The organism is Nitrospirillum amazonense (genome assembly GCF_007828035.1).
GTDB lineage: Bacteria > Pseudomonadota > Alphaproteobacteria > Azospirillales > Azospirillaceae > Nitrospirillum > Nitrospirillum amazonense.
Window position 1 is genome coordinate 622,609 of the sequence record NZ_VITV01000004.1, and the last position, 14,402, is coordinate 637,010.

Here is a 14,402-nt window from a genome sequence, read left to right on the forward strand (position 1 = left end):
ACCAATCCATTGCCCGGGTACACCATTGGGCCTGATCCATATCAATTTACAGTGTATCCCGATGGCAAAGGCCGGAGGGCGTGATACATAACGGGGGCCATGCATCGCTTCGCCAACCCCGCCCGCTTCCTGAGGATCGCCAACGCCGTGCTGCCGTGGGCGGCGGGTCTGTCGGCGGTCTGTTTTGCGGCCGGGCTGTACCTGGGCCTGTTGGTGTCGCCGCCGGATTACCAGCAGGGCGATACCGTGCGCATCATGTACATCCACGTGCCCGCCGCGTGGATGGGCATGTTCACCTACAGCACCATGGCCGTGGCCGCCGCCGCCGCCCTGGTGTGGAAACATCCCCTGGCCGAGGTCTACGCCAAGGCGGCCGCGCCCCTGGGCGCTGGTTTCACCGCTCTGTGCCTGCTGACCGGGTCGCTGTGGGGGGCGCCGATGTGGGGCACCTGGTGGGTGTGGGACGCGCGGCTGACCAGCGTGCTGGTGCTGTTCTTCCTTTATCTTGGCTACATGGCCCTGGTGGACGCCTTCGACGATCCGGCGCGGGGGAACAAGGCCGGCAACATCCTGTTGCTGGTGGGCGCCGTGAACGTGCCCATCATCAAGTTCTCGGTCGAATGGTGGAACACCCTGCATCAGCCGGCCAGCGTCTTCCGCCTGGGCGGCCCCACCATCGCCGCCAGCATGCTGTGGCCCCTGCTGCTGATGGCCGTGGCCTTCCAGAGCTATTTTTTCGCCGTGGTCATCCTGCGCATCCGCGCCGGCTTGGCCGCGCGCCGGGTGCAGACCCTGCGCCTGGGCCAGGCCAACTGAACCGGCGGTTGGGACAAGAAGACCGAAGGCGGTCGTTCCGGGCGCGTGATAATGTAATGGTCGTGCCAACTTCGCGGTCCTTCCGGACCGTCCGGCAGTGGTTGAGAGTGTGATGGACGGGTTCCTGTCGATGGGCGGATACGCCGCCTATGTCTGGTCATCCTACGGGGCCGCGGCCGTGGTCCTGGTGGGCCTGCTGGTGCTGAGCCTGTCCGGCCTGCGCCGGGTGGAACGCACCCTGGCCACGCTGGAGGCGGCCAAACCCCGCCGCAAGCGTGAGCCCAAGGCCGCCCCAGCCCCCACGGCCACCCCTACCGCCGAGACCACACCCGGGGGCGCGATATGACCCGCAAACGCCGCCGGCTGATGATCCTGGCGCTGGCCCTGCTGGGCCTAGGCACCGCCACCGCGCTGACCCTGTCGGCCTTCCGCGACAATATCGTCTTCTTCTACAGCCCGTCGGATCTGGCGGCCAAGCCTCCGGGCGGGCGCACGGTGCGTATCGGCGGGCTGGTCGAGGCCGGCAGCCTGAAGCGCGAGGGCGGCATGACCGTCACCTTCCAGGTGACCGACACCGCCAGATCGCTGCCCGTCACCTACACCGGCATCCTGCCGGATCTGTTCCGCGAGGGGCAGGGCGTGGTGGCGGAGGGCAAGCTGGGCGCCGACGGCGTTTTCACCGCGACCGAGCTGCTGGCCAAGCATGACGAGAAGTACATGCCGCCCGACGTGGCCGATGCCCTGAAGCGTGCCGGCCATCCCGGCAAACCCGGCGATGCGCCCGTTGCGGCCGGGGAGGAGCACCAGACCTCCACCCTGCGCACCAATCCCTGACGACAAGACTGCGGACGACGGCCCATGATCCCCGAGCTTGGACACTACGCGCTGGTTCTGGCGCTGGTCGTCGCCCTGGTGCAGTCGGTCATTCCCCTATGGGGCGCGGCGCGGCGCGACGCCGCGATGATGGAGGTGGGACGCACGGCGGCCTACTGCCAGTTCGCGGCGCTGGCGCTGGCTTTTGGCGCCCTGACCTACGCCCATGTCGTGTCGGACTTCAGCGTCCTGAACGTGGTGGAGAACAGCCACACCGACAAGCCCATGCTGTACAAGGTGGCCGGCGTCTGGGGCAACCATGAGGGCTCGCTGGTTCTGTGGGTGTTCATCCTGGCCCTGTTCGGCGCCCTCGTGGCCGCCTTCGGCCGCAATTTGCCGGCCAGCCTGCGGGCCCGTGTTCTGGCGGTGCAGGGCATGATCGGGGTGGGCTTCCTGTGGTTCATGGTCGCCACCAGCAACCCCTTCACCCGCGTGGATCCGGCGCCGCTGAACGGCCATGATCTCAACCCCCTGCTGCAGGATCCAGGGCTGGCCTTCCATCCGCCCTTCCTTTACCTGGGTTATGTCGGTTTCAGCCTCTGCTTCTCCTTCGCCGCCGGCGCGCTGATCGAGGGAAGGGTGGACGCCGCCTGGGCCCGCTGGGTGCGGCCCTGGGCCCTGATCGCCTGGTCGTCGCTGACCCTGGGCATCGCCATGGGCTCATGGTGGTCCTATTACACCCTGGGCTGGGGCGGCTGGTGGTTCTGGGACCCGGTGGAAAACGCCAGCCTGATGCCCTGGCTGGCCGGCACGGCGCTGCTGCATTCCGCCATCGTGGTGGAAAAGCGCGACACGCTGAAAAGCTGGACCATCCTGCTGGCCATCGTCACCTTCACCCTGTCGCTCATGGGCACCTTCCTGGTGCGCTCCGGTGTGTTGACCTCCGTCCACGCCTTCGCCTCCGACCCGGCGCGCGGCGTCTTCATCCTGGCGCTGCTGGTGGTGGCGACGGGCGGCGGCCTGCTGCTCTACGCCCTGCGGGCACCCGTGCTGAAGGCCGGCGGCCTGTTCGCGCCCATCAGCCGCGAGGGCGGGCTGGTGCTGAACAACCTGCTGCTGTCCACCGCCTGCGCTACCGTCTTCCTGGGCACCCTCTATCCCCTGTTCATGGATGCCGTCGGCGGGGGCAAGATTTCCATCGGCCCGCCCTTCTTCAACGCCACCTTCGTGCCGCTGATGGTGCCGGTGGTGGCGGTCATGGCGTTGGGGCCGCTGCTGTCGTGGAAGCGGGCGGACCTGGCCGGTGTGCTCGGCCGGCTGAAGATCGCGGCGCTTGTGGGCGTGGTGGCCGCCTTGGCCGCCCTGTGGCTGGCGGGCACCAAGCCGGTGCTGGCCGTGCTGGCCCTGGGCTTGGCCGGCTGGGCCGTCATGGGCGCCGTGGTGGACGTGGCCGACCGCATCCGCCTGTTCCGCATGCCCCTGTCCGACAGCATTTCCCGCGCCCGCCATTTGCCGCGGGGCGCCTGGGGCACCGCCATCGCCCATGCCGGGCTGGGCGTGGCCGTGGCTGGCATGGTCGGCACCTCCGCCTGGACGACGGAGGCCATCCAGGTGCTGCACATCGGCCAGTCGGTGGACGTGGCCGGCTACAGCTTCCGCCTGGACAGCGTGGCGGAGGCGCCGGGCCCCAACTACACCGCCCGCCGCGCCGTGCTGACCGTCACCCGTAACGGCGACTTCGTGGCCACCCTGGCGCCGGAGCAGCGCTTTTACCCCGTCACCCGCATGACGACGACGGGCGCCGCCATCCACACCAATTTCTTCAGCGACCTCTATGCCGTGGTGGGCGAGCCGGCGCCCGACGGCACCGGCTACAACACCCGCTTCTACCGCCATCCCCTGGTGCCGTGGATCTGGGTGGGCTCCATCCTGATGATGGCCGGCGGCTTGGTCAGCCTGTCCGACCGCCGCCTGCGCGTGGGCGTGCCGCTGAAGCGCGCCGTACCGCGCGCCGCCGCCGCCGTTCCGCCGGCCCCCGCCGAATAAGGTTCCCCGCATGCGCCGCCTGATGTTCCTGATCCCCCTGGTGCTGTTCCTGGGCCTGGCCGGCTGGTTCGGCGTGCGCCTGAAGCAAATCGACCGGGGCGACACGCCCGACCGCCTGCCCTCCGTCATGATCGACAAGCCGGTGCCGGCGTTCGACCTGCCGCCCCTGGTGGACGGGCAGCCGGGCGTGGCGTCCGCCGGGTTGGCCGACGGGAAAGTCCGTCTCGTGAACTTCTGGGCCAGCTGGTGCGCGCCCTGCCGCTCGGAACACTCAATCCTCATGCGCCTGGCAGGGCAGGGGGTGGACATCCGGGGCATCGACTACAAGGACAAGGCGGCGGACGGCCAGGCCATCCTGGCCCGCGACGGCAACCCCTACGCCGCCGTCGCCCGGGATGAGAGTGGCCGCACCGCCATCGACTTCGGCGTGTACGGCGTGCCCGAGACGTACGTCATCGACCGCCAGGGTCGCATCCGTTACCGCCAGGTGGGGCCCATCACCCCGCAGGATCTGCAGAACCGCATCCTCCCGCTGATCAATGAGTTGTCGAAATGAGGCGGGTGCTTTTTACCCTGGTCCTGGCGGCTACACTGCTGTCCGGCCCCTTGGCGCGCGCCGTGCAGCCGGACGAGATGCTGTCCGACCCGGCCATGGAGGCGCGGGCGCGCGCCATCTCCAAGGACCTGCGCTGCCTGGTCTGCCAGAACCAGTCCATCGACGACAGCGACGCGCCCCTGGCCCGCGACCTGCGCCTGCTGCTGCGGGAGCGGCTGGTGAAGGGCGATACGGACGCCCAGGCGGTGGCCTTCCTGACCGACCGCTACGGCGACTATGTCCTGCTGCGCCCGCCGGTGCGGCCGGCCACATATCTGCTGTGGTTCGGGCCCTTCGCCCTGCTGGTCGTGGGGGGTGGCATCCTGCTGTGGCGGGGCCGGCGCGGTTCGGCGGGGGCGGAGGCGCTGGCGCCGCCCCTGACGGCGGAGGAAAAGGCCCATCTGGCCATGCTGATGCGTGATGAGGACGAAGGGAAGGGGCGGCCATGATGGCATTCTGGATCGCCGCCGCCCTGCTGACGGCGGGCATCCTGCTGGCCCTGCTGCGCCCGCTGATGGTGGCGCGCAAGACGGAGGCCGGTGGTTCGCCCGAGGTCGACATCTACAAGGACCAACTGGCGGAAATCGAGCGTGACGTGGGGCGCGGCCTCCTAACCGACGACCAGGCCGCCGCGGCGCGGACGGAGGTCGGCCGGCGCCTGCTGGCGGCCGATGCGCGCGCGAAGTCGGCGCCGGTGGCGCCCGCGACGCCGGCGAAGCCCTCCCGCACGCTGGCCACCACGCTGATGGCCGCCGTGCCGCTGCTGGCCATGGGTATCTACCTGCGCCTGGGCAGCCCCGACCTGCCGGGCCAGCCGGCGGGGGGGCGCACCGACCAGACCGCTGGCGTCCAGGCCCAGGCGGTGCTGAAGACCCTGCAGGCCCGGGTCACCGAGAACCCCAAGGATCTGGAGGCGTGGAAGGCCCTGGCCACCGCCCAGGGCATGACCGGCCAGAACGACAAGGCCGCCGCCTCCTGGGCGAAGGCCGTGGAGCTGGCGCCCGACGACGCCAATCTGCAGGCCTCGCGCGCCGAGGCGCTGGTGCTGTCGGCCGACGGTGTGGTGGGGCCGGAGGCGAAGCAGGCCTTGGGGCGGGCTTTGGCCCTGAACCCCAAGGAACCGCGCGCCCGGTATTACGACGGCCTGGCCACGCGTCAGGCGGGCGACCTCAAGGGCGCCATCACCCGCTGGTCCGCCCTGCTGGCTGAAAGCCCGGCCGACGCCCCTTGGGTACCCTTCCTGCGCGGACAGCTGGGTGAGACGGCGACCGAGGCGGGCATGGATCCGGCGGCGGTGACGCCACAGCCCCTGCCGCCGGCCAACCCGACGCCCGCACCTAATGCTGGTACCCCGGGTCCGACAGCCGCCGACATGGCCGCCGCCTCCACCATGTCCAGCGGCGATCGCAATGCCATGATCCAGGGCATGGTCCAGCGTCTGGCCGACCGGCTGAAAACCCAACCCGAGGATGCCGAAGGCTGGTCGCGCCTGGCCCGCGCCTATCGTGTGCTGGGGCAGAACGACAAGGCGGCGGAGGCCGAGGCCAACGCCAAGCGCTACGGCGGCGGCACCGCCGGCGCGCCCGCCGGTGCCGTTCCGCCCGGCATGCCCGACCCCGCCACCATGACGCCGGAACAGCGGTCGGCCACGGTGAAGTCGCTGCTGGCTCAGTTCCAGGCGGCGGCGGAGAAGGAGCCGGATAAGCCCGAGGGCTGGGCCCGCCTGGCCCAGGCCTACGAGGCGACGGGCGACGTGGCCAAGACGCGGGAAGCCTGGGCCAAGGCCGTGGCCGCGGCACCCGACGATGGCGAGATCAACCTGGCTTATGCCCGCGTGCTGCTGCCGGCCGACGGCGGCCATCCGCCGCCGGCCTTCTTCACCGCCCTGCGCGTGGTGCTGAAGTCCTCCCCCAACAATCCCCAGGCCCTGTGGTACCTGGGTTTGGACGCGGCGGAGGGCGGGCGCAAGGCTGAGGCCAAGGACCTCTGGGGTCGCTTGTTGCCTCTGCTGCCCGAGGGATCTGACGACCGCAAGGAACTGGAGGGCCGGCTGAAGGCGCTGGGTTCCTGAGTCGTTTAGCGGCTTGATCCTACAGGGGTAATTCAAAGGTGCGGGACGGGATGCCGCCGGTGTGACATCCTATCCCTCGGGTTGGTGCCAAGGGCGGTGCAAACCGGGGATGAATGACCTAAAGTGTGGGTATTGCCCCATTTCGCTGGCGCCGCCCTATCCATGCGGCATACGGCCCCGTCTCAGGATCCCCTTTCCGCGATGAACGAGTCGTCCCCCTTGCCTTCCGCCGCCGGTCTGGCCGGCGTGGTGGATGAGCATCTCCGGTGGATCGGTCAGTGGCACCGCGCGGCCTTCTTCAACTTGGGCGACGGCGCCCCCCTGCCCACACCGGTGGCTTTTCCTGCCTGGGTGCGGGGCGCTTCCGGCAGCGAGCTGGCGGACCAGCCGGCCATCGACCGGGCGATCTCGCTGCACGACCAGATGCACCGCATGGCCCGCCTGGTGCACATGCGCGCGGCCGAGGGCCAGCCGCCCTCCCTGCAGTCGTACGAGGCGGTGATCGAAAAGTTCGACGAGTTCATGCTGCTGCTGCGCCGCATCGAGCGGGCGTTCAGCGTGGCCGGCAGCGGCATCGACCCGCTGACCGGCCTGCGCAACCGCACCGGCCTGCGCGAGGAGATGGAGCGCGAGGTCAACCGCTACCGCCGTACCGGCCGGCCCTTCTGCGTGGCGCTGTGCGACCTCGACAAGTTCAAGTCGGTCAACGACACCTATGGGCATGAGGCCGGCGACCGTGTGCTGATGGCCGCTGCCGGCGCCGTGAACCAGGGCATCCGCAGCTTCGACGAGGCCTTCCGCCTGGGCGGTGAGGAAATCCTGATTCTGCTGAAGGACGCCACCATCATGGACGGCTATGCCGTGGTGGAACGCCTGCGCCAGGATATGGAGACCCTGTCGGTCGCCATCGGCGGCGGGCGCGCCATCCGCTTCACCGCCAGCTTCGGCCTGGCCGAGGCGCGGCCGGATTGCGATCCGGAGGATCTGGTGGCGGAGGCGGACGCCGCCCTCTACACCGCCAAGCGGCAGGGCCGCAACCAGGTGGTGCGCGCGACCTTGCCGGCGTGAGCCCGGGCCCGGCGGGGCATCTGTGCCCCCGGCGCGCCCTGGCCCGCCACAGGAGCCGCGCACCTGCCATGAGGCTTGACCGCTTGGTCAGGATCACCCGCCTGGGGTAACCGGTCGCCTTATTCGGGCGGTCGGACCTGATTCCGTGTGTCGCCGTGGTGGCGCTCGGCTGCCGGGTCCGCTAGCTTGGAACCAATTCCACCGTTTAAATTCCTGGTCTTGCCGCCCATGCGCACCGTTCCCGAATTTCCCAACCTGTTCGTCGCCGACCACCCGCTGATCCAGCATAAGCTGTCGCATATGCGGGATAAGCGGCGGTCCACCATGGGCTTCCGCCAGCTGCTGCGCGAGATCGCGCTGCTGATGGGGTATGAGCTGACGCGCGACCTGCCGTTGACCACGGAACGGATCGAGACGCCGTTGGTGGAGATGGACGCGCCCGTGATTGAGGGCAAGAAGGTCGCCGTCGTTCCCATCCTGCGCGCCGGCCTGGTGATGGCCGAGGGCCTGCTGGAGCTGATGCCCGGTGCGCGCGAGGGCCACATCGGCCTGTACCGCGACCATGAGACCAAGCAGCCGGTGGAATATCTGGTGAAGCTGCCGGCCGCGGCCGGCCGCACCTTCATCCTGGTCGACCCCATGCTGGCCACCGGCAACTCCGCCGTGCACGCGGTCGACGTGCTGAACCGCCACGGCGTGGCCGACGACCAGATCCGCTTCATGGCCTTGGTGTCGGCGCCGGAAGGCGTGCGCGTTTTCCACGACGCCCACCCCGAGGTGAAGGTCTACACCGCCGCCCTGGACAGCCACCTGACCGACGACGCCTACATCGTTCCCGGCCTGGGTGACGCGGGCGACCGGCTGTTCGGAACCAAATAAGATTGCCTCAGGCGCCGGCGGACCATCCGGCCCTTGGCTATCCTCGCTTTCCAGTCCACTTCGTTTCCCGGAAAGCTCCGGCGGACGCAGTCGCGTCCTAGCCCAGTTCCAAAGGAACTGGGCCTCAAGTGGCGGAACGAGCAGAAGTGGCGCTTGTTGCGCTTCATTCCGCCGGCGGGATCACCAAGATCTTGTCGATGCGGCGGCCGTCCATGTCCACCACCTCGAACCGGTATCCCGCGTGGCTGATGCCTTCGCCCACGCGGGGCAGGTGGCCCAGCTTGAACAGCAGGAAGCCGGCCAGGGTCAGGTAGTCGCCACCATCGCGCAGGCCCGGCAGATCCAGAACGTGCGACGCCTCATCGATGTCCATGCGGCCGTCGATGAGCATGGAACCGTCCTCCCGCCGCACGAACTCATCCTCGTCCACGTCGTGGGCCTCGGGCAGGTCGCCGGCGATGGATTCCAGGATGTCGGTCAGGGTGACGATGCCCTCCGCACTGCCGTACTCGTCCACCACCAGGGCCATCTGCTGGCCGGAGGAGCGGAACAGTTCCAGCAGGCGCATGACCTGGGTGCCGTCGTGGACGATCAGCGCAGGGTTGGCCAGCTTGCCCAGATCCGGCGTTTCGCCCGCCAGGACGGCGTCCAGAACGGCCTTGGCGTGCAGCACGCCCACCACCTCGTCCAGGCTGCCGCGGCAGATGGGGAATCGGCTGTGGTGGCTTTCCTGTATTTCCTTGGTCAGCTGGTCGACGTCGTCGTTCAGGTCCAGCCACATGACGTCCAGGCGCGGTGTCATGATGGCGCGCGCCGGCCGGTCGGACAGGCCCAGCACGCCCTCGATCATGCGCTTCTCCTCCGGCTCGAACACGCCGGCGGCGGTGCCCTCCGCGATCAGGCTCTTCACCTCTTCCTCGGTGACGGCGTTCTCCGGCTTGCCGGCGGCACCGAACAGCTTCAGCACCAGTTCGGTGGCGGCACCCAGGAACCAGGCCACGGGCGACGCGACGCGCGAGAGGCCCAGCAGGAAGGGGGCGGTCAGCACGGCGATGCGCTCGGTCGCGAACAGGGCCAGGCGCTTGGGCACCAGCTCGCCCACGATCAGCGACAGCAGGGTGATGCACACCACCACCAGGGCCACGGCGATGCTGTCGGCGTGTGGCGCCAGCGCCGGGATGGTGGCCAGGCTTTCCGCCAGGGGTCCCGACAGGGTGGCGCTGCCGAAGGCGCCCTCCACGATGGCGATCATGGTGATGCCGATCTGCACCGTGGAGAGGAAGTGCGAGGGGCTGTCCTGCAGGGCCAGGGCCGTGCGGGCCCCGCGTTGCCCCTTCTCCGCCAGCGCGGTCAGCCGGCTGCGCCGGGCGGACAGGACGGCCAGTTCGGACATGGCGAAAAAGCCGTTCAGCAGGATCAGCAGAACAAGGATGGCGACTTGCAGGTAAAGCATCAGGGCGGCGTCGGGGCCTGTCGGGGAAGGAAGGTGCACGCGGCACGATAGCATGGACGGATAGTCTGTCGCGTCCCGCCATCACAGGGGCAGCTAAGTTTTACGGCTTATGCCTTCAAAACGGCGACGGAGCCAGGGGTGCCGCCATGACGTTTTCGCGACCATCGCCCGGTCAGCCGCAAGTGTCTTGATTCCCGTCCGGACTCGTATTATCTCCGCTAGCACTCACCGGGGTTGAGTGCTAACAGCAGGCTCGACCCCACAGCTTTTGCCTTTTAAGGGAGAGATCCTATGAAGTTCCGTCCGCTGCACGACCGCGTGGTGGTGCGCCGCGTCGAGAGTGAGCAGAAGACCGCCGGCGGCATCATCATCCCCGACACCGTCAAGGAAAAGCCCCAGGAGGGCGAGGTCGTCGCCGTGGGCCCCGGCGCCCGTGACGAGCAGGGCAAGCTGATCGCCCTGGACGTGAAGGCTGGTGATCGCGTGCTGTTCGGCAAGTGGTCCGGCACCGAGGTCAAGATCGATGGGGCCGAATACCTCATCATGAAGGAATCCGACATCCTGGGCATCGTCGCCTGATTGGATGACCGGGCAGGCCGACCCTGACGGGTCGCCGCCCTGTCGTGTTCCCCTCAAAGCCATCGCGGGCCTCATGAGGCCCCGGAAATTCAAGGAAGAGAGATCATGGCTGCCAAGGAAGTGAAGTTTGGCGTCGATGCCCGCAACCGCATGCTGCGCGGCGTGGACATCCTGGCCGATGCGGTGAAGGTGACCCTGGGTCCCAAGGGCCGCAACGTCGTCATCGAGAAGAGCTTCGGCGCCCCGCGCATCACCAAGGACGGCGTCAGCGTCGCCAAGGAGATCGAGCTGGCCGACAAGTTCGAGAACATGGGCGCCCAGATGGTGCGCGAAGTGGCCTCGAAGACCAACGACATCGCCGGCGACGGCACCACCACCGCCACCGTGCTGGCACAGGCCATCGTGCGCGAAGGCGCCAAGGCGGTTGCCGCCGGCCTGAACCCGATGGACGTTAAGCGCGGCATCGACCTGGCCGTCACCGCCGTCATCAACGACATCAAGGGCCGTTCCAAGAAGATCTCGACCAATGCCGAGATCGCCCAGGTCGGCACCATCTCCGCCAACGGCGAGGCCGAGATCGGCGAGATGATCGCCCGCGCCATGGAAAAGGTGGGCAACGAGGGCGTCATCACGGTGGAAGAGGCCAAGAGCTTCGACACCGAGCTGGAAGTCGTCGAGGGCATGCAGTTCGACCGCGGCTACCTGTCGCCGTACTTCGTGACCAACGCCGACAAGATGACGGCCGAGCTGGAAAGCCCGTACATCCTGCTGCACGAGAAGAAGCTGGGCAGCCTGCAGCCCCTGCTGCCGGTCCTGGAGGCCGTCGTGCAGTCCGGCCGTCCGCTGCTGATCGTGTCGGAAGACGTGGAAGGCGAGGCGCTGGCCACCCTGGTGGTGAACAAGCTGCGCGGCGGCCTGAAGATCGCCGCGGTGAAGGCCCCGGGCTTCGGCGACCGCCGCAAGGCGATGCTGGAGGACATGGCCATCCTGACCGGCGGCCAGGTCATCTCCGAAGACCTGGGCATCAAGCTTGAGAACGTGTCGCTGGACATGCTGGGCACCGCCAAGAAGGTGGTGATCACGAAGGACGCGACCACGATCGTGGACGGCGTCGGCGCCAAGGCCGACATCGAGGCGCGCATCGGCCAGATCAAGGCGCAGATCGAGGAGACCACCTCGGACTACGACCGTGAGAAGCTGCAGGAGCGTCTGGCGAAGCTGGCGGGCGGCGTTGCCGTCATCCGCGTCGGCGGCGCCACCGAGGTCGAGGTGAAGGAGCGCAAGGACCGCGTTGACGACGCCATGCACGCCACCCGCGCCGCGGTGGAAGAGGGCGTGGTGGCCGGCGGCGGCACCGCCCTGCTGTACGCGACCAAGGCCCTGGACGGCCTGAAGCCGGCCAATGACGACCAGCGCGTGGGCGTGGACATCATCCGCAAGGCCCTGCAGGCCCCGGTGCGTCAGATCGCCTTCAACGCCGGCACCGACGGTTCCATCGTCGTCGGCAAGCTGCTGGACCAGTCCAGCGCCGACTTCGGCTACAACGCCCAGACCGGTGAGTTCGGTGACATGTTCGCCTTCGGCGTCATCGACCCGACGAAGGTGGTCCGCACCGCCCTGCAGGACGCGGCCTCCGTGTCCGGCCTGCTGATCACCACCGAGGCGATGGTCGCCGAGAAGCCCGAGAAGAAGGCCCCTCCGGCCGGCGCCCCGGGCATGGGTGACATGGACTTCTAATTCGTCCCTAAAGACGAATCGGAAATGAGAGGGCCGGCTTCCTAAAGGGGGCCGGCCTTTTCTTGTGCGCGAACGGGGCCCTGCCGCCGTCCGCGCGTGACGCTCTGGGCGGTACCATCGGCGGGGCATCCTGGCCTTTCGGCGGGCTTGGCAGCGGAGGGGGCAGCAGGGTTTCATCAGAAGGCCCCATCCCCCGCGCGACAGGCGGTGCGCCCATGGCCTTGCTGGACGGTTTCACCCATCATCGCATCGCCACCGGCACGGTGGACGTCCATCTGGCCCAGGGCGGCGAGGGACCGCCCCTGTTGCTGCTGCACGGTTTTCCCGAAACCCACGCCATGTGGCGCACGGTGGCGCCGGATCTGGCCCGGCACTACACCGTGGTGGCGGCCGACCTACGCGGCTATGGCGACAGCGACAAGCCGGCGGACCCGGCCGATTCCGACCACGCGCTCTATTCCAAGCGGGCGATGGCGGCGGACATGGTGGCGGCGATGGCGGCCCTGGGCTATCCCCGCTTCCGCCTGGCGGCGCACGACCGCGGCGCCCGCGTGGCGCATCGCCTGGCGCTGGACCATCCGGAGACGGTGGAGCGGTTGTGCCTCATGGACATCGTGCCCGGCTCCGTCGTCTACGGCACGGTGGACCAGCGGGTGGCCACCGCCTATTGGCATTGGTTCTTCCTGATCCAGCCGGCACCGTTTCCCGAGCGGCTGCTGGGCCTGGATGCGGAGTTCGTACTGACCAGCGCGCTTCGTGGCCTGTCGCCCCACGCCGGCCAAGGCGAGGCGTCGCCTTTCCCGCCGGCGGTGATGAAGGAATACCTGCGCTGTTTCCGGGATCCGGCCACCCTGCACGCCATGTGCGAGGACTACCGCGCGGGGGCCGGAATCGACCTGGCGCACGAGGCGGAGGACCGGCGGCTGGGCCGTCGCATCCACTGCCCGACGCTGGTGTTGTGGGGGAAGAAGGGCCTGGTAGGCAGCGCCTACGATCCACTGGCCGTGTGGGGGGAGGTTTGCCGCGATCTCCAGGGAGAGGCCCTGGACTGCGGCCATTTCCTGCCGGAAGAGCGCCCGCAGGATGTCCTGCGCGCGCTCTTGGATTTCATGGGCTAGCTGCTACGCCCCGTTTTCCTTTCCCTGGGCCGCGATTGTGCGGCCGCCGGGGATTACCGGGGAGCGAAGCGGACTGGGAATCGAGGGCAGCCGAGGGCGCGGATGCGCCCGTCCGGCGTTTGAGGATACACGGTGTATCCGCTTCAATGCACCCGCTGGGCTTCCATGTCGTGCTGGCGGACAGAGGCCAGCGCCACTTCGGGGGAGGCGGCCACAGCCAGCGGCGTGCCGTCGGCGGCGTGGATGGCATAGCCCAGGATGCCCTGGGTCACCACCGGCTTCACATAGGCCAGGACGTTCACGCCGAAGGCGGCGAAATCCTGGGTGGACAGGTGGCGCAGGGCGTCGGGGCTCAATGTCTGGAATTCGGTGTCGAAGCTGTCGGTCATGATGTCACTCGCTTTTCGCAACGTGAGGAAAGACAGGCTTTTGGAAGCCCTGTCAGGGTGAAGGCGGAAAATGGCCCGATCTGGGATCAACCGGGGCTTTTATCGGGCGAAACGTCGATGGTTTGTGGCTCGGGCGTGCCCTCGCCGGCGCCGCTGATCTTGATGGTGCGCACCTTGGGCTCCGGAATGGGCCGGCGCAGGTCAATGTGCAGCAGGCCATTATCCAGGCTGGCACCCAGAACCTCGATGCCGTCGGCCAGGACGAAGCTGCGCTGGAACTGCCGGGCGGCGATGCCGCGGTGCAGGTAGATGCGCGACTTGTCGTCCTGCTGGCGGCCGCGGATGATCAGCTGGTTGTCCTCCGTCTGCACCTGCAGGTCGTCGAACGTGAAGCCGGCCACGGCCAGGGAGATGCGCAGACCGTCTTCGCCGACCTGCTCGATATTATAAGGGGGATAGCCCTCGGCGGCGGACTTGGAAATCCGGTCGAGCGTGCGTTCGAACTGGTCGAAACCCAGCAGGAAGGGGCTGTTCAGGAACGAAACGCGGGTATTCATGATGGCGGCAACCTCCTCCAACGAGCGAGTATGCGGGGGCGGCCTCCGCGCCGGGCTCCATCCGAACCCGGTGCCTTCGGCCCGCTGCTTGGCGGCCCGGAACGGCACCGCCTACGGCATACATGGGTACCCCCTCCCACGGTTCAAGACAAGCGCCGGCGCGCGGGGGCGGCTGAACAGCCGCGGAAGATCGTGGCGGGGACGGCCGGGGCGCGCCCCTCCTGTGATCACCATCATGGCGGGGCGCACATGCCTTTCGGCCAGGGGGAGGGGCGGGATTC

15 protein-coding genes are annotated in these 14,402 nt (G+C 68.5%); 12 read left to right on the plus strand and 3 right to left on the minus strand.

Annotated features, from left to right (window positions below):
* Positions 1 to 99 precede the first annotated feature (99 nt).
* From FBZ87_RS14400 to upp, 9 genes are all read left to right on the plus strand, one after another.
* Positions 100 to 816: a heme ABC transporter permease gene (locus FBZ87_RS14400; RefSeq protein WP_145610956.1), complete on the plus strand. Its 717-nt coding sequence runs from the start codon at positions 100 to 102 to the stop codon at positions 814 to 816.
* A 112-nt stretch (positions 817 to 928) separates the two neighbouring features.
* A complete protein-coding gene (gene ccmD / locus FBZ87_RS14405; protein WP_145610957.1) occupies positions 929 to 1,162 on the plus strand; it encodes a heme exporter protein CcmD in 234 nt (77 codons plus the stop codon).
* Positions 1,159 to 1,650 carry a cytochrome c maturation protein CcmE gene (gene ccmE / locus FBZ87_RS14410; protein ID WP_145610958.1) on the plus strand — a complete coding sequence of 164 codons (492 nt, stop codon included), beginning with the start codon at positions 1,159 to 1,161 and terminating at the stop codon, positions 1,648 to 1,650. Before ccmD ends, ccmE begins: the two co-directional genes overlap by 4 nt.
* A gap of 24 nt (positions 1,651 to 1,674) precedes the next feature.
* Positions 1,675 to 3,675 carry a heme lyase CcmF/NrfE family subunit gene (locus FBZ87_RS14415; protein ID WP_145610959.1) on the plus strand — a complete coding sequence of 667 codons (2,001 nt, stop codon included), beginning with the start codon at positions 1,675 to 1,677 and terminating at the stop codon, positions 3,673 to 3,675.
* A gap of 10 nt (positions 3,676 to 3,685) precedes the next feature.
* Positions 3,686 to 4,231, plus strand: coding sequence for a DsbE family thiol:disulfide interchange protein (locus FBZ87_RS14420; RefSeq protein ID WP_145610960.1), 546 nt, complete (start codon positions 3,686 to 3,688; stop codon positions 4,229 to 4,231).
* The gene (locus FBZ87_RS14425; RefSeq protein ID WP_145610961.1) at positions 4,228 to 4,719 is read left to right on the plus strand and encodes a cytochrome c-type biogenesis protein; all 492 of its coding nucleotides are present in this window, start codon (positions 4,228 to 4,230) and stop codon (positions 4,717 to 4,719) included. The genes FBZ87_RS14420 and FBZ87_RS14425 overlap by 4 nt, the downstream gene beginning before the upstream one ends.
* Positions 4,716 to 6,341, plus strand: a complete 1,626-nt coding sequence (gene ccmI / locus FBZ87_RS14430) for a c-type cytochrome biogenesis protein CcmI (RefSeq protein ID WP_145610962.1) — start codon at positions 4,716 to 4,718, stop codon at positions 6,339 to 6,341. Before FBZ87_RS14425 ends, ccmI begins: the two co-directional genes overlap by 4 nt.
* Positions 6,342 to 6,542: 201 nt before the next feature.
* Positions 6,543 to 7,409, plus strand: a complete 867-nt coding sequence (locus tag FBZ87_RS14435) for a diguanylate cyclase (protein WP_145610963.1) — start codon at positions 6,543 to 6,545, stop codon at positions 7,407 to 7,409.
* 228 nt (positions 7,410 to 7,637) lie between these two features.
* A complete protein-coding gene (gene upp / locus FBZ87_RS14440; protein ID WP_040848149.1) occupies positions 7,638 to 8,288 on the plus strand; it encodes a uracil phosphoribosyltransferase in 651 nt (216 codons plus the stop codon).
* Positions 8,289 to 8,451: 163 nt separating this feature from the next.
* On the opposite strand, the gene FBZ87_RS14445 is transcribed toward upp, so the two are convergent.
* Positions 8,452 to 9,741, minus strand: coding sequence for a hemolysin family protein (locus FBZ87_RS14445; RefSeq protein ID WP_145610965.1), 1,290 nt, complete (start codon positions 9,739 to 9,741; stop codon positions 8,452 to 8,454).
* A 291-nt stretch (positions 9,742 to 10,032) separates the two neighbouring features.
* Here FBZ87_RS14445 and groES point away from each other — a divergent pair, with 291 nt between their 5' ends.
* From groES to FBZ87_RS14460, 3 genes are all read left to right on the plus strand, one after another.
* The gene (groES, locus tag FBZ87_RS14450; protein ID WP_040848135.1) at positions 10,033 to 10,320 is read left to right on the plus strand and encodes a co-chaperone GroES; all 288 of its coding nucleotides are present in this window, start codon (positions 10,033 to 10,035) and stop codon (positions 10,318 to 10,320) included.
* A gap of 105 nt (positions 10,321 to 10,425) precedes the next feature.
* Entirely contained in the window at positions 10,426 to 12,057 is a 1,632-nt protein-coding gene (gene groL / locus FBZ87_RS14455) for a chaperonin GroEL (protein ID WP_145610966.1), read from the plus strand.
* 215 nt (positions 12,058 to 12,272) lie between these two features.
* On the plus strand, positions 12,273 to 13,175 hold the full coding sequence (locus tag FBZ87_RS14460) for an alpha/beta fold hydrolase (protein ID WP_145610967.1): 903 nt from the start codon (positions 12,273 to 12,275) through the stop codon (positions 13,173 to 13,175).
* 143 nt (positions 13,176 to 13,318) lie between these two features.
* Here the strand turns inward: FBZ87_RS14460 and FBZ87_RS14465 are convergent, their stop codons facing one another.
* Both FBZ87_RS14465 and FBZ87_RS14470 read right to left on the minus strand, forming a co-directional pair.
* Positions 13,319 to 13,564 carry a DUF1150 family protein gene (locus FBZ87_RS14465; RefSeq protein ID WP_145610968.1) on the minus strand — a complete coding sequence of 82 codons (246 nt, stop codon included), beginning with the start codon at positions 13,562 to 13,564 and terminating at the stop codon, positions 13,319 to 13,321.
* Between the two features lie 86 nt (positions 13,565 to 13,650).
* Entirely contained in the window at positions 13,651 to 14,121 is a 471-nt protein-coding gene (locus FBZ87_RS14470; RefSeq protein WP_145610969.1) for an Hsp20 family protein, read from the minus strand.
* Positions 14,122 to 14,402: the final 281 nt, after the last annotated feature.

What these genes read in the sequence shown, in the direction of transcription:
- FBZ87_RS14400 (WP_145610956.1), top strand. Translation starts at nt 100, where the DNA reads ATGCATCGCTTCGCCAACCCCGCCCGCTTCCTGAGGATCGCCAACGCC.
- ccmD (WP_145610957.1), top strand. Translation starts at nt 929, where the DNA reads ATGGACGGGTTCCTGTCGATGGGCGGATACGCCGCCTATGTCTGGTCA.
- ccmE (WP_145610958.1), top strand. Translation starts at nt 1,159, where the DNA reads ATGACCCGCAAACGCCGCCGGCTGATGATCCTGGCGCTGGCCCTGCTG.
- FBZ87_RS14415 (WP_145610959.1), top strand. Translation starts at nt 1,675, where the DNA reads ATGATCCCCGAGCTTGGACACTACGCGCTGGTTCTGGCGCTGGTCGTC.
- FBZ87_RS14420 (WP_145610960.1), top strand. Translation starts at nt 3,686, where the DNA reads ATGCGCCGCCTGATGTTCCTGATCCCCCTGGTGCTGTTCCTGGGCCTG.
- FBZ87_RS14425 (WP_145610961.1), top strand. Translation starts at nt 4,228, where the DNA reads ATGAGGCGGGTGCTTTTTACCCTGGTCCTGGCGGCTACACTGCTGTCC.
- ccmI (WP_145610962.1), top strand. Translation starts at nt 4,716, where the DNA reads ATGATGGCATTCTGGATCGCCGCCGCCCTGCTGACGGCGGGCATCCTG.
- FBZ87_RS14435 (WP_145610963.1), top strand. Translation starts at nt 6,543, where the DNA reads ATGAACGAGTCGTCCCCCTTGCCTTCCGCCGCCGGTCTGGCCGGCGTG.
- upp (WP_040848149.1), top strand. Translation starts at nt 7,638, where the DNA reads ATGCGCACCGTTCCCGAATTTCCCAACCTGTTCGTCGCCGACCACCCG.
- FBZ87_RS14445 (WP_145610965.1), bottom strand. Translation starts at nt 9,741, where the DNA reads ATGCTTTACCTGCAAGTCGCCATCCTTGTTCTGCTGATCCTGCTGAAC.
- groES (WP_040848135.1), top strand. Translation starts at nt 10,033, where the DNA reads ATGAAGTTCCGTCCGCTGCACGACCGCGTGGTGGTGCGCCGCGTCGAG.
- groL (WP_145610966.1), top strand. Translation starts at nt 10,426, where the DNA reads ATGGCTGCCAAGGAAGTGAAGTTTGGCGTCGATGCCCGCAACCGCATG.
- FBZ87_RS14460 (WP_145610967.1), top strand. Translation starts at nt 12,273, where the DNA reads ATGGCCTTGCTGGACGGTTTCACCCATCATCGCATCGCCACCGGCACG.
- FBZ87_RS14465 (WP_145610968.1), bottom strand. Translation starts at nt 13,564, where the DNA reads ATGACCGACAGCTTCGACACCGAATTCCAGACATTGAGCCCCGACGCC.
- FBZ87_RS14470 (WP_145610969.1), bottom strand. Translation starts at nt 14,121, where the DNA reads ATGAATACCCGCGTTTCGTTCCTGAACAGCCCCTTCCTGCTGGGTTTC.